The 14,199-nt window shown below is 52.5% G+C and carries 13 protein-coding genes; 6 read left to right on the forward strand and 7 right to left on the reverse strand.

What is annotated here, in order from left to right; translation table 11 throughout:
- From BUB44_RS04515 to BUB44_RS04530, 4 genes are all read left to right on the forward strand, one after another.
- The coding region (locus tag BUB44_RS04515) for a transposase (protein WP_165611011.1) at positions 1 to 955 on the forward strand (955 nt) is incomplete at its 5' end.
- Complete coding sequence (locus BUB44_RS04520) at positions 952 to 2,133, forward strand: amidase domain-containing protein (protein WP_073163548.1); 1,182 nt, start codon at positions 952 to 954, stop codon at positions 2,131 to 2,133. The genes BUB44_RS04515 and BUB44_RS04520, both read left to right, overlap by 4 nt.
- A 6-nt stretch (positions 2,134 to 2,139) precedes the next feature.
- Complete coding sequence (locus BUB44_RS04525) at positions 2,140 to 3,216, forward strand: hypothetical protein (RefSeq protein WP_073163550.1); 1,077 nt, start codon at positions 2,140 to 2,142, stop codon at positions 3,214 to 3,216.
- Positions 3,217 to 3,376: 160 nt separating this feature from the next.
- A complete protein-coding gene (locus tag BUB44_RS04530) occupies positions 3,377 to 4,285 on the forward strand; it encodes a stalk domain-containing protein (protein WP_073163551.1) in 909 nt (302 codons plus the stop codon).
- Positions 4,286 to 4,861: 576 nt separating this feature from the next.
- Here the strand turns inward: BUB44_RS04530 and nadD are convergent.
- Complete coding sequence (gene nadD / locus BUB44_RS04535) at positions 4,862 to 5,476, reverse strand: nicotinate-nucleotide adenylyltransferase (RefSeq protein ID WP_073163677.1); 615 nt, start codon at positions 5,474 to 5,476, stop codon at positions 4,862 to 4,864.
- A gap of 214 nt (positions 5,477 to 5,690) precedes the next feature.
- On the opposite strand from nadD, the gene BUB44_RS04540 reads away from it, so the two are divergent.
- The gene (locus tag BUB44_RS04540; protein ID WP_073163553.1) at positions 5,691 to 6,599 is read left to right on the forward strand and encodes a selenium metabolism-associated LysR family transcriptional regulator; all 909 of its coding nucleotides are present in this window, start codon (positions 5,691 to 5,693) and stop codon (positions 6,597 to 6,599) included.
- Between the two features lie 150 nt (positions 6,600 to 6,749).
- On the opposite strand, the gene BUB44_RS04545 is transcribed toward BUB44_RS04540, so the two are convergent.
- Both BUB44_RS04545 and proB read right to left on the reverse strand, forming a co-directional pair.
- A complete protein-coding gene (locus BUB44_RS04545) occupies positions 6,750 to 8,009 on the reverse strand; it encodes a glutamate-5-semialdehyde dehydrogenase (RefSeq protein ID WP_073163555.1) in 1,260 nt (419 codons plus the stop codon).
- A 39-nt stretch (positions 8,010 to 8,048) separates the two neighbouring features.
- The gene (gene proB / locus BUB44_RS04550) at positions 8,049 to 9,173 is read right to left on the reverse strand and encodes a glutamate 5-kinase (protein ID WP_073163557.1); all 1,125 of its coding nucleotides are present in this window, start codon (positions 9,171 to 9,173) and stop codon (positions 8,049 to 8,051) included.
- A gap of 242 nt (positions 9,174 to 9,415) precedes the next feature.
- Between proB and BUB44_RS04555 the strand changes: the two genes are divergently transcribed.
- A complete protein-coding gene (locus tag BUB44_RS04555) occupies positions 9,416 to 11,131 on the forward strand; it encodes a stalk domain-containing protein (protein ID WP_073163559.1) in 1,716 nt (571 codons plus the stop codon).
- A gap of 98 nt (positions 11,132 to 11,229) precedes the next feature.
- Here the strand turns inward: BUB44_RS04555 and obgE are convergent, their stop codons facing one another.
- The 4 genes from obgE to rplU all read right to left on the reverse strand — a co-directional run bounded on the left by obgE (position 11,230) and on the right by rplU (position 13,849).
- Entirely contained in the window at positions 11,230 to 12,495 is a 1,266-nt protein-coding gene (gene obgE, locus BUB44_RS04560; RefSeq protein WP_073163560.1) for a GTPase ObgE, read from the reverse strand.
- Between the two features lie 32 nt (positions 12,496 to 12,527).
- Complete coding sequence (locus tag BUB44_RS04565) at positions 12,528 to 13,097, reverse strand: Spo0B domain-containing protein (RefSeq protein ID WP_073163562.1); 570 nt, start codon at positions 13,095 to 13,097, stop codon at positions 12,528 to 12,530.
- A gap of 131 nt (positions 13,098 to 13,228) precedes the next feature.
- Positions 13,229 to 13,495 (reverse strand): 50S ribosomal protein L27, encoded by a 267-nt coding sequence (gene rpmA, locus BUB44_RS04570; protein ID WP_027355681.1) that lies wholly within the window; start codon positions 13,493 to 13,495, stop codon positions 13,229 to 13,231.
- A 42-nt stretch (positions 13,496 to 13,537) separates the two neighbouring features.
- On the reverse strand, positions 13,538 to 13,849 hold the full coding sequence (rplU, locus tag BUB44_RS04575; protein ID WP_027355682.1) for a 50S ribosomal protein L21: 312 nt from the start codon (positions 13,847 to 13,849) through the stop codon (positions 13,538 to 13,540).
- Between the last annotated feature and the right edge of the window lie 350 nt (positions 13,850 to 14,199).

Here is a 14,199-nt window from a genome sequence, read left to right on the forward strand (position 1 = left end):
GGATAAACGGGATAACCTGCACCCGGCGGTAGAATACCGGCGGACAATTTTACAACGCCTGTTGTATGAAAACGTCATGCCGGATGAAAACGGCGGCTACCGGGAACAGAAAGAAAGCCACCCGGACCGGGTCATTTCGGCCGTTGACCCCGAGGCCCGCCACGGCGCCAAATCGGCCACCAAAAAGTTCAACGGGTATAAGGTTCACTTTACAGAGAGCACCGAGAACAAGATTATCACCAACCTGAAGGTGACCCCCGGCAACGTTAATGATGCTGAACCACTGGTGGATATGGTCAAAGAAACGAAAGAAGAAGCCGGTCTTAATCCGGAGAAAATGCTTGCCGATGGAATCTACGGCACCGGTGAAAACCGCCGCGCTCTTCGGAAAGAAAACTGTCAGCTGGTGGCCCCTCCCCATCCAAAAGCCATTGCCGAAGACCTGGCCAACGGGAAATTTATCCACAATCCACAGGAAGAGACCGTTACTTGTCCGGCTGGGATTACCACCGCCCATAAAACGTATAACGCGGAAAGTGAATCCTGGATTTACCGTTTCCCGAAAGAAGCCTGCAACAACTGTTCGCTCAAACAGGACTGCACTAAAAACAAGAATGGGCGCACCATTTCAGTAAACAAGTATTATCAGGAACAGATGGAAGCCCTGGAGTACAGCCGCAGTGAAGAATACAAGGCTGAAATTCGCCAGCGCTGCCCTATCGAGGGTAAGGGCAATGAGATGGTTCGTCATCATGGCTTGCGCCGCGCCCGGTATTGGGAGACCAAAAAAGTCGGACTCCAGGCCTTCCTTACCGCCCTGGCCGTGAATCTGAAAAGATGGGTAAATATAACTCTGAACAAGATAAAGGATAAAAAGTGTAAGGCGAAGTTATCCACGGCCAATACAGTCACAGTTTCAGCTCATAAACAAATACACTGGGAGGGAATAAGGTGAAAAAATTAAAATTTATCATTGTATTGGCATTAGTAATGCCAGCAGTAGTAATACTAGCAATGTTTGGTAATAACACTTTAGGCCAGGCAAATGTTGCTGATGAGGCTGCAATCAAGTCAACAATAACTAAGTATTTTGCTTCCAAGTACGAATCACTTTCAACATTAACTGAGGTTTCAATTGACAACTTCTTTCTTAGAGAGGACCCGGTTTCAGCCAGGAGTGCACAATTTGAGAAAGATGTACGTCGCATATTAGTAGAGTGGAGAAAATTAAGAGATCTTCCCATAGAGAAATTCAGCCTCAAACCAAATTTTGAGGAAATAAAAATATCTGGAAACAACGCGAAAGTCCGTGTTTTTGATACATGTACTTACCAATATAAAAACCTCCCATTTGAAACAACAGAAAGCACGCTTCATGAAATTACATTAAGAAAAGTTGGCTCATCCTGGAAAATTATTAATGATTTTTATGAAGATTCAATAACACAACTTATCAGGCTTAACAAAGAACAAGGTAAGTCCATTGAAGAGTTATTTTCTATGCTACCGCGATTCAGCAGGAACATAGATACTCTAAAAAATATGAGCTCAAGCACGTTTAGTCTAGAGAAAGAGGATTCGGTTATTCCGCTGGGAACAGGGTGGTACGATCGTACTAGCGCTGCACAACATGCTGATAGATATGCCACCAAAGATACTAGTGACGACGGTTATAGATATGATCCAAACTATATAGACTTCTCCACACAGGGCGGTGACTGCACAAACTATGCTTCACAAAATATCAGAGCAGGTGGAGCAACTTTAAATGACACAACAGGACCCTACACTTGGTATTACCGGAACGCCGGTGGATCAACTGCTGATGATACTTGGTCAGCTTCATGGTGCAATGTCGACCCACTAAAAGAATATATAGTAAACAATACCACTAACGGAACACCGTCTGGCTATATAACAAGCGATATTACCCGCTTAGGTGTTGGAGATATTATTCAGTATAATTTGGATTCAGATAGCGCTTTTGAACATACCGGTTTTATTGCATACTGCTATAAGGATGGTCTCGTATGGTACCCTACTGTAAATACGCATACAAGTGACAGGAGACATGCTCCTTGGGACTCAATTCCTAACACAGGTGTGAGATTTATTAGAATTACTGGAATATAAGATTATATGGAGACTGTTTTCGATAAAAGTGCTAATAAAGATTCTGTATGGCACAATAAAACCGTAAAAATCCAAGAACCCATAAAAATATATGACGCCACTGACTCATTGTACAGCTACTTGTTTAATCTGACTGTTAATGGAAAACCAGCTGGATTTATAGAGATCAGTGCTATAAAGGATGACTATCCGATACTTAGCTTTGCTTATGAAGGTTCAGTAATGGATGATAGGCAGATAGAGATATTAAGGCAAAAAAATAAAGACAAAACGCCTGTGCAAGAGAAGGTAGTAGTAATAGGTCCTGCGCATTTTGGATTGAAGCAGGATTTTTCGGATGGAACGGCGGATATTATAAGCTTTGCCGGAGCGACGTCTTTGAATAAAGAACAAAATAAGCCTAAATCAAAACCCAAGTATGGCAAAAATGATGGCGCACGTAAATTATGGAGAACTATTGATGTTGTTGTTGGAGATGTAAGAGGGCCAAATGACGGTGTAACAGATGATCTTAGTTTTGAAACTGGTATGGAAAGATCATACTTTATAGGTGGAGTTGCAGATATGAACCAGATGTATAGTAGCTTATGGTCAGGGCCTTCCGGTTGTTCTCCAACGTCAGCAGCAAATATTATGAAGTACTGGGCTGATCATGGTTTCCCAGAACTAGTCAGAGGATTATCCGATGAACAGTTGTTGTATCAATTGAGGACTGCTATGGGCACTAGAAGTGATGGATCGACACCAGTGAATAATATTTCTCCAGGAATGAGAAATTTTGCTCGAAATCGTGGTGTTAGCAGCGCAGATGCATGGTATCTCAATCCACCCACATGGAATGCGTATAAATCAGGAATTACAAATAATGGGCCAAATGTTATAAGTTTTGTTGGTCAAACTTATTATAGAGATCATTCTGTCACGGGTGTTGGATGGGTTGAATTTTATTATAACGGATCCTGTGAGGGTCATCAGTATATGGAGGTTCACGATAATGTTTATAGCACCCCGATGAATATATATATAGCTTATGGTCGTAATTATCAAGCAATATATTTTGACCAGTTTGATCCCCAGCCGTAAAATATATTATCTAACAAAATAATTACTCTTTACTGAGAGGCTAGGGTGACCTATTGAAAATTAATGCGTTACTTTTTTCTAAGTTATATGGCCTCCCAGTAAAGATTATTTTTTAGGGTTAATTTAATTAATTTTATCCACATGCGGGGAGTGGTTTAAAATGAATAGATATATTTTATTGTTATTATTGATGTTTATTCCTATAATGACTTTTCCCACTATGGTCATTGGGTACAGTCCCGCTAATATAAAAATATACATAAATGAAAAGAAAATAACCTTTGACGAGGATCCTATCGTTGTAAATGGAAGAATTTTGGTGCCGTTGCGAAAAATTGCTGAAATATTTTTTGCATCTATAGATTGGAAGGATCCGCAGGTATTAGTTAAAAAGGGAGATGTGGAAGTAATTTTGACTATAGGCTCTTCTAAAGCATTTATAAATCGTAAAATTGTTTTTTTCGAACAGCCACCAGTTATTGTAAACGGGCGAACTATGGTTTCGCTTCGTTTTATTACTGAAGCGTTAGGAGCAAAAGTCGTATGGGATAGCCGTATGAGAATTGTTAAAATTTCATCTGAAGGATTGGAACTACCGGGTAATGAAAATCTTTATAAAAATAATGTACCACTAATTGGTCCTGTAAGAGGGCCTGATTTTGAAGAAGCGAAAGCATATGTGTTAAGTCATAAACTCTTAAAAGATATTGAAAATATGCAATACACACCAATTCGTTTTTCCGAATTTTTGGATACTTATACAATGATTGCAGGAAAAGATGAGTTTGACCGTAATAAGGCTTTATGGTTGAAAAAAGATAAATATACTGGTCAAGTAGTCGAAGTTGATTCGGTCATGATCGATGAAGGTATTGATGAAGAGAGAGTATATTTTATATTGGAGCAAAAAGGCATTATAAGGGAAATGGTTCAAAAAATATACCTTGCTCCCTATAATGAAGGTAATGTTTGTTGGTATGTTGTTGCTAGGACAAATGACAAAGAATATTATTATTGCTTGGATTTTAAAACAGGGGTTATTGTTATTGAGAATATCAATACGATTTAAAAATATTTTGCTGTAGCGTGGGACGTCACGGACCTCCCCGTCCCGGCGGATCTCCTCGTTTATACCATAGCCGAAGGAAGGCCCTGGTCGATCAGAAAAACCGGTTTCACGAGGTATTTGTGCGCGAGACTGTGTGGGTGTACTGCGCGGATGACTGCCACTAGGTTTTGCTATGAACACTATTACGCAGCATCTTTTAGGTACAGTCGCTAAACCACCCAATAGCCCAACTTCTGGCAAATAACAGAAACTACCAGACTGTTGGGAACAGCTTGCATTTGGATTGTCCAATAACAGCATCTAACCGGTATCTATTTCCATCTCATCCTTCATGTTACCAGCTATTCAGGTCAAAAAGGACAGACTACCCCTCTACCAATTCCCGCCGGACAGGTAACGGTCTCTTCCTGTGGATTGTGGATAAAACGCCCGCCGTGCGCGAAAGCCCCTAAAGGCATCTATTAAACTGTAAACCTGTAAACAACTTAACGTAAAAGATGGCCCCACGGCAGGGCAGCACCTGCTTTCCGGGTTTACTCTGGACAGGTGCCGCCCCTGCCGCGCGGGCCATTTTTTTCATTTGTACAGCCCCCGGTTCAGGATGTACGCCTCCACCGGCTCGGGCAGGAGATACTTGATGGGGCGCCCTTCCCGCACCCGGGCCCTGATTTCCGTGGAGGAAATGGCCAGGGCCGGCACCTCCATGGGGATAATGCGCTTCACGTGCTCCGGATCTATCCCCGCCAGCCGGCGCTTTAAATTTCCCAGGGGGTAGCCGGGCCGGGTGGCGGCAATAAACCAGCACATTTCCAGCAGTTCATTTACGTTTTTCCAGTTCAATATTTCCAGCACCGCATCCGCACCGGTAATAAAAAAAATTTCCGCCCCGGGATAAAGATTCCGCACTTCCCGCACCGTGTCGATGGTGTAAGAATAACCGGGCCGCTCCACTTCGATGCTGGAGGTGTCGAAATAAGGATTGCTGGCCACGGCCAGTTCCGTCATGATCCAGCGGTGGTGCGGGTCGGTAATCTTCCGGCCCGTCTTGTGAGGGGGACGGCCGGCAGGGATGAAAATAACTTTTTCCAGTTGAAAGGCATGCCGGGCTCCTTCGGCGGCCACCAGGTGCCCGTAGTGGATGGGGTCGAAGGTGCCGCCCATAATGCCCAATCTTTTCCATGTCTGTGCCATAAGCCAAAACCTCAGCATCATTTTAATGGCCGGGGTGACAAAAAGCAACCCCTTGTTGACACAATTGGCGGGTGCATATAGAATTAAAAAGTGTTATTAAGTTATATAATAATTCACATTTTTTAACTAAGTTACCCGGGCATTTGCCGCTTTTCAGGAAACATCAAACCAGAGGCAGCACCAAATATACTCACAACTGGAGGGTAGAAAAGTAGTGCTCGATCACCAATTAAGGGTTTTTGTAACCGTCGCGGAAAAGAAAAATTTCTCCCGGGCTGCTGAAGCGCTCAACCTCACCCAGCCAGCTATCAGCCAGCACATCCACTCCCTGGAGGAACACTACCGGGTGCGGCTTTTCGACCGTTCAAATAAAAAGGTGGAACTGACCCAGGCCGGCGCCATCCTTTACTCCTACGCCAAAAAAATCTTAAACCTGCATCAGGAGGCCGAACGGGCGGTAACCGATCTCATCGAACTGGTTACGGGCAAGATTGCGGTGGGAGCCAGCATGACCATCGGGGAGTACGTGCTTCCCCGGCTGCTGGGTGCTTTCGCCCGGAAGTACCCCGATGTGGAGCTGGCCATGACCATTGGCAACACGGCCATGGTTTTTGAGCAGACCCTGGAGGGGAGCATTGATATTGGCCTGGTGGAAGGACCGGTGGAGCACGCCCACCTGCAGGTGGAACCCTTCTTAATAGATGAAATGGTGCTCATCGTCTCCCCGGAGCACCCGCTGGCCAGCAAATCCCAGGTCACGGGAGAGGATCTGGAACCCTGCACCGTCATCCTGCGGGAGGAGGGTTCCGGCACCCGTATAGCCGCGGAAAACGCCCTGCGCCAGCTGGAGGTTACGCCGGCCAGGACAATCGTCATGGGCAGTACCCAGGCCATCAAGCAGGCCGTGGAAGCGGGGCTGGGTATCTCTTTCCTTTCCAAGTGGACTATCCGCAAGGAGCTGGCCCTGGGCACCATCAAGCCGGTACGGCTGAAGGACATGAACATAACCAGGGAGTTCAAGATCATCCGCAACCGCACCAAGTTTCATTCCCGGGCCTGCGACGAATTCGCCCGCTTCATCACCGCAGAAGAAACCATCGCTACCCTGCAGGCCAGGGCCTGACCGCCAGAATTCAAAGGGACAGGCCTTTTATCAAAGCCTGTCCCTTTTATGTGCCCCGGTTTTACAGCAGGAGCGACCTGGAGTGAGCGTTGCCGGGCCGGGCCGAAGCGACGGGATGAGGCGGGGCCGCGGACAGGATGTCCAGAGATATCAACTCCGGATCTGGCCTTCCCCGAAAACAATGTACTTGTATGTGGTGAGCTCCTTTAACCCCATGGGACCGCGGGCATGGAGTTTTTGGGTGGAAATGCCGATCTCGGCACCAAAGCCGTACTGGTAACCGTCGGTAAAGCGGGTGGAAGCATTGACGTACACCGCTGCCGCATCAACTTCCCGCAGGAACCGGCGGGCCCGGGCATAATCCCGGGTGACGATGGCCTCGGAATGCCTGGTGCCGTACCGGTAAATGTGCTCCATGGCCTCTTCCATGGATTCCACCACCCGCACGGCCAGGATCAGGTCCAGGTACTCCGTGGCCCAATCCTCCTCCGTGGCCGGTACCACCCAGGGCACCAGCTCACGGGTCTTTGCGCATCCCCGCACTTCCACTCCAGCCGCTTTTAAATCTTCCAGAAGTCCCGGCAGCAATTCTTCAGCCACCTGCTGGTGCACCAGGAGCGTTTCCATGGCGTTGCATACCCCGGGACGCTGGCATTTGGCGTTGATGACGATGGAACGGGCCATTTCCAGGTCCGCACCCTCGTCCACATAAACGTGGCAGTTGCCCACGCCCGTTTCAATTACCGGCACGGTGGCGTTCTCCACCACCGTCCTGATCAACCCCGCCCCACCCCGGGGGATGAGTACATCCAGCAGGCCGTTCAACTTGAGCATCACATTCACTGCCGCCCGGTCGGTATGCTCAATGAGCTCGATGGCGCCGGCGGGAATACCCGCACCTTCGGCAGCAGCGGCAATAACGGCCACGATGGCGCGATTGGAGTTGATGGCCTCGGACCCGCCCCGCAGCACCACAGCGTTGCCCGCCTTCAAGCACAGGCCGGCAGCATCCACGGTAACGTTGGGCCGGGCCTCGTAAATCATCCCCACCACTCCCAGGGGAACCCGCATCCGCCCCACCTGCAGGCCGTTGGGCCGCAACCACATGGATTCCACTTCCCCCACCGGATCGGGCAGGGAAGCCACGGCCCGCAAACCCTCAGCCATATCCGCGATCCGTTCGGGAGTCAACAGCAGGCGGTCAATCAGGGCCCGGGAAAGCCCCTTCTCCCGTCCCGCCCGCACATCAATTTCGTTGGCCTCCAGGATGCGTTCCTGATTCCTCACCAGGCTGTCGGCCATGGCCAGAAGAGCGCGGTCCTTAACCTCCGTGGAAAGATAGGCCAGGTGCCGGGCTGCCTCCCTGGCCCGGCGGGCTTTTTCCTTTACCTCCCGTTCAATTTGTTCCATCAACCTTCACCCCCAGTAACCCTGCCGCTATGGCATGCATTATATATCCAGCACCAGGTTATTGCGGTGGACCACTTCGTCATAATCCTTGTGGCCCAGAACCCTGGCAATTTCCCTGGTCTGCAGACCCTTAATGCGTTCCACTTCCGCGGAGGAATAGTTGACAATGCCGCGGGCTATTTCTTTACCCGTCGGGTCACAGATGCTCACGGTATTGCCCATCTCAAAGGAACCCTCCACCCGGGTGATCCCCGAAGGCAGGAGGCTCTTACCGTTTTCCCTGAGCGCCCGCGCTGCTCCTTCATCCACGTAAATGCGGCCCTGGACAGTGGAACTGTAGGCAATCCAGCATTTTTTCTTTTCCAGGCGGGTGCAGGGCCAGAATATCGTACCCAGGGGTTCGCCGGCCACCACCCGCCTGACCACGTCTTTTTCGGAAGAACTGGCCAGCACGGTAATAATACCCGCATGCATGGCAATGCGCGCCGCCTGCAGCTTGGTTACAATGCCCCCGGTACCCACCGGAGTCCCCGCCCCTCCGGAAAGGGCCTCCAGTTCCGGCGTGATCTCGTGCACTTCCGCGATCAACCTGGCCCCGCTGTCCCTGCGGGGGTCGGCATCGTAAAGGCCCTCTATATCCGAAAGAAGTATCAGCAATTCGGCATCCACCAGGGTGGCCACCAGGGCTGCCAGGTTATCGTTATCCCCCAGCTTAATTTCCTCCACCGCCACCGTATCGTTTTCATTGATTACGGGGACAACCCCCTGGCGCAAAAGGGCATACATGGTATTGCGGGCATTTAAAAAACGCCTGCGGTCGCTGAAATCCTCCCGGGTCAGGAGAATCTGACCCACGGGAACACCGTATTCGCCAAAAAATTTATCATAAAGGTGCATGAGCATGCCCTGTCCCACCGCCGCAGCGGCCTGCTTTTCCGGGAGAGTCCTGGGGCGGCGGGTGTAGCCCAGCCGGTGCAGCCCCATCCCGATGGCCCCCGAAGTAACCAGGAGCACCTCCCTGCCCTGGTTATGTATATCGGCCAGCTGGCGGGCCAGAAGTTCCATCTGCAAAAGGTTGGGCCGGCCGGTAGGGTGGATTATGGAACTGGAACCCACCTTAACCACAATGCGCCTGATGTGACGAAAGTCCCTTTCCCCGGCCATGAACATCACCACCGGCAACAGTATACCATAAACTGCAGGCCGGTGCCAAAATACTCTTATTTATGGCGCAACTTTTTATCAGGATAACGTGAAACCAAATTTCGCCATAATGCGTCTAAAATATTGGGTTCATAATTTATTTAGACAGGGGAGGTGAATACGCTGGTACGGGCACGGGAAAAACCTCCGCCCCGATAATCCAGGGAGGATTATCCCAACAAAATTGATAAGAGGTGTTTTTCATGAAACGATTGTTCTCCGGGCTCCTGATGGCCCTGCTGTTCTCCGGGCTGTTTTTCCTTTCCTTCACCAACCCGGCTGCTGCCAGCACGGGCGTAGTTACCCTGAAGCTGTCCTCCAGCCAGGCGACGGTTGACGGGGCGGTATACGACCTCCCGGCGGCACCGGTGGTTAAGGAAGGCGTAACGCTTGTGCCCCTGCGCTTCCTGGTGGAAACCCTGGGCATGGAAGTATCCTGGGACAGCCTGACCCGGGAGGTAAACATAAGCACGCAGGAAGGCCGGGTGCAGCTCAAGCCGGGGAGCAAAACGGCAGTGGTTAAAGGAGAGATGCAGCAACTGCCCTGTGCGCCGGTAATCAGCAACGGCACCACCCTGGTACCCCTGCGTTTCGTTGCCGAGACTTTCAAGTACCAGGTGAACTACGACGCTTTTAACCGGGAAATCAGGCTGGAACCACCCCTCCCACCACCTCCACCGCCCCCACCAAACCGGCCCCCGGTAGCCCGCTTTGAAGTTGAAAAAACCACTGTGGCCCAGGGGGAGACGGTAATTTACCGGGATGAAAGCTATGACCCTGATGGGGACGAGCTGGTGGAAGTAAAGTGGACGGGCAAGCAGCGGGCTTTCTTTAAGCCCGGGGAATATACCGTCACCCTGCAGGTCAGGGACAGCCGCGGGGCGTGGAGTGAAATAGCCAGCAAAACCATCACCGTTACCCGGGAAGTGGTTATGGACGAGATTACCTACAACCTGCACAACCCCATCCCGGGAGAACCCCTGGACCTGTCGGGTATTGAAGTGCTGCAACTGCCGGTGGTGGATCCCGCCACCACCATGAACCGGGAAATGCTGGTAGTCAGCAACAGCCCGGAAATATTCACCCGGGAAGGCATCCTCTACACTGATACCATACAGGGGGACACCAGGCTTTACTACCATCACATCAACGGCAGCACCGTCAGCCAGCGCGTCTACCTCCTGGCCACCAACCAGGGCCTGGAAACAGCCGCGGTCACCATTAAAAGGCAGGCCCTTGCCGGCCCCGGTGACCCCATGGCTGCGGGCCGGGCGGCCACCTACCGTTACCTGGCGGCGGATACGGGGCAGGTCCGGACCATATATATCAAACCGGGGGAAACCCGTATTTTAATGGAAGACAGCAGGCCCATTGCCCCGGGCCTGTGCGTGCACGGCATCCTCGACCTGAACACCGACCGGGAGGTGCAATTAACGATACTGGCCCTGGAAAAAGGGGATCCGGTAACCGCATACCGCAACCTGCCCGTCCTGCCTCCCGACGGCATACATATCCGGGGCACATTCCCCCGGGCCAACCGGTTCCTCTCCGTACACCTTTATGAAAACAAGCCGGCCCGGCTGATCATTGCCGACGGGGATGGCGACTCCTTCCTCTACGGCAGGGACGGGACTACCAACCTGGTGGGGTACAACAAGGGCAATTACGGCGTGTCCTACGAAATAACCATCGAGTCGAAGTACCGCATGGGCGTGTTCTTTTCACCCCGGGGCGGGCCCTTTGCCGGGGCGGCTACCTGGGAAGGCCAGCCCTTCTACCTGCCCAACCGGGGCGTGCTGAACCCGCCCAACCAGGGAGCCCTGGTGGGCATCATCGAACCCGGCCAGCGGAAAACCCTGCGCTTCATGCCCCCGGCGGCGTCCTACCTGCCGATTAACCTGATCTTCGTACCCTTTTAGCCACCGCCGCCTGCCCGGGCCGGGCGGGACCGGTCCCCCCACTCCCTGTATGTTACTCATAAATATTGAGGCCTCCCCTTTGCTGTGGGAGGCCTCCTTCACTCCATGTAGGTAAACTCAAATTTCCCGATACGTACCGTATCTCCCTCCCGAACGCCCGCCTCCTTCAAAGCTTCTTCCAGGCCCATCCGGGAAATAATCCGCTGCAATCTTTCCACCGCCTCTTCATTCTCCAGGTCGGTCATGGCCACGTGGCGCTCGATCTCCCGCCCTTCCACCACAAACACCCCATCCCGGCGGGACACGGTAAACCGGGGTTCCTCCACCCTGGTCACACGCACCCTTTCTTCAACCGCCGGCTCCGGGGCCGGAAGCTGATCCAGCAAGTCAGCCAGGCGGTAAATCAGGGGAGCGGTGCCCTCCCCGTCCAGAGCGCTGATAGGAAAGATTTCATACCTGTCACCCAGGGCCCCGCGCAGCCGCTCCAGGTTCTCCGCAGCCCCGGTCAAATCCATTTTATTGGCCGCCACCACCATGGGGCGCGCCGCCAGGTCCGGGTCGTACAGGGCCAGCTCCCGGTTGACGATCTCAAAATCCTGCAGGGGGTCCCGCCCCTCGCTACCGGCAATATCCAGGACGTGCACCAGAACGCGGGTCCGCTGTGTATGGCGCAGGAAGTGATGACCCAGCCCGGCACCGGCGTGGGCTCCTTCAATGAGGCCGGGTATATCGGCCATGACAAAACTGCGCCCCTCACCCACCCGCACCACGCCCAGGTTGGGCACCAGGGTGGTGAAGGGGTAACTGGCGATTTTGGGGCGGGCAGCCGAAACCCGGGCAATCAGGGTGGATTTGCCGGCGTTAGGAAAGCCCACCAGGCCCACGTCGGCCAGCAGCTTGAGTTCCAGCTCCAGCCAGCGTTCCTCTCCCGGTTCGCCTTTTTCGGCCAGGCGCGGAGCCCTGTTCACCGCAGTGGCGAAACGGGCGTTCCCCCGGCCTCCCCGTCCCCCCCGGGCCACCACCGCTTCCTGCCCCGGGTACACCAGATCGGCAATCACCTCGCCGGTGGCAGCATCCCGCACCACAGTACCCGGCGGAACCCTGAGAATCAGGTCTTCCCCCTGCCTGCCGTGCATGTTTTTCCCCATGCCATGCTGGCCCCGCTCAGCTTTATAATGACGCTGGTAGCGGAAATCCACCAGCGTGCGCAGGCCCGGATCCACCTTCAGAATTACATTTCCACCCCGGCCCCCGTCACCGCCCGCGGGCCCTCCTTCGGGCACATATTTCTCCCGGCGAAAAGCCACACACCCGTTTCCGCCGTCCCCTCCCCGGACGTATATTTTCGCTGTATCATAAAACATACCGCTCACCCTTTTCCAACCCGTATAAATGCTTACGGCTCCCGGCGGGGGAAGAAAAGTAAAACCTCAAAAAATTTCCCGTTATCACGCCATATTTCGCCCATCTCCACCCGGCCGTCCTGACCGGACAGAATATCCTTAAGAGGCTGCAGCTCTTCCTCTACCCCCGGAAAACCGCCGGACGGGAAGACCAGCTGGCAGGTATAGCATTCCCCCGACTCCTGCAGGATAATTTCCAGCCTCCGCATCCTGACCTCGGGCGGTGACAGGAAGGATAAAACCCGCTGGAAGGCTGTTTCCAGTGCCCTGCCCACCCGGGCTCCGGGAACAGCACAGCTGCCCAGGTGGCACCGGATATCGTAATCCACCTCAACCTGCAAGCGGTTGCCCCGGGCGAGGGCTGCCAGGAAGGCTGCCGTGGCTTCGGGCATCTGCAAGTGAATCACCCTGCCCAGGCGCTCCAGCTCCCGGGCCACTCCCAGGAGATACTCCCGCGCTTGTTCCCCTTTATTCATCTGGATAAACCCGGAAATTACCTGCAGGTGATTAAGAAAATCGTGCCTCTGCAGGCGGATAAATTCCAGCAAGGACTGCAGTTCCATAAAATAACTTCCTCCAGCCATCAAATTCTAGAGATTAACATTTTCTATACAGAACAGGCAATCCCTGCCGTTCATTGAAAATAGCTAAAAAATAAGGCCAGCCTTAGAGCTGGCCCGGTTAGCCGTTTTTTTTAAGCCTGTGCCGCCACCGGTATCACGCTGACCTGCTTTTTATCGCGCCCCTTGCGCTGGAAGGAAACCACGCCGTCCACCAGAGCAAACAGGGTATCGTCGCCGCCCTTGCCCACATTACGCCCCGGGTGAATACGGGTTCCCCGCTGCCGGACCAGGATGCTTCCGGCGGTGACAAACTGGCCGTCCTGGCGCTTTACGCCAAGAAACTTGGGATTGGAATCCCGGCCGTTCCGTGAGCTGCCTACACCTTTTTTATGCGCCATAAAACTCACCTCCTGCTGTAGGACGGTACGGGCAAATTCACCTCAAGCTTCGATTTTTTCCACCACAACTTCGGTAAAAGGCTGCCTGTGGCCTTTTTTGCGGCGGTAATTCTTCTTGGGCTTGTACTTGAAAACAATAATCTTGGGACCCCGGCCGTGGCGCAGGGCCTTTAAAACCACCCTGGCTCCTTCTACCACCGGATTGCCCACGCGGAGCTCCCCATCCTTTTCCACGGCCAGCACCCGGTCGATTTCCACCACTTCACCGGGCTCCACCGCCAGTTTTTCCACCAGCAGCTTATCACCTTCACGTACCCGGTACTGTTTACCGCCTGTAGCAATGATGGCGTACAAGATTTAAAACCTCCCCTTTTCAGGTCTCGCCGAAAGCAGGTAGGGCACCGGCCCTTTTACCAAAACCCCTTTCGTGCGGTTGCGGCAGCGCGAAAACTGCCTACGGTATAACATTTTAACACAACCGGTAGTTTTGTCAAGCAACACGGGAATTTACGTAAATGTTCAGTAACCCGGCTATGGTGCCGTGTTGTCCACGCTCGCTCCGGTGCTCCGCGTAAGATACGCACCGCGGCTCGCTTCGGACCGGACTAGCGGCGCTGCAAAGGCGGCAAGGCATTTGTACCTTACTGTCATCTTTTTGTCATTTCAGTAAGTAACCTTTTCTAAAGCTACATTTCGGTGCCGCT

The organism is Desulfofundulus australicus DSM 11792, assembly GCF_900129285.1.
In the GTDB taxonomy this organism is placed as follows: domain Bacteria; phylum Bacillota; class Desulfotomaculia; order Desulfotomaculales; family Desulfovirgulaceae; genus Desulfofundulus; species Desulfofundulus australicus.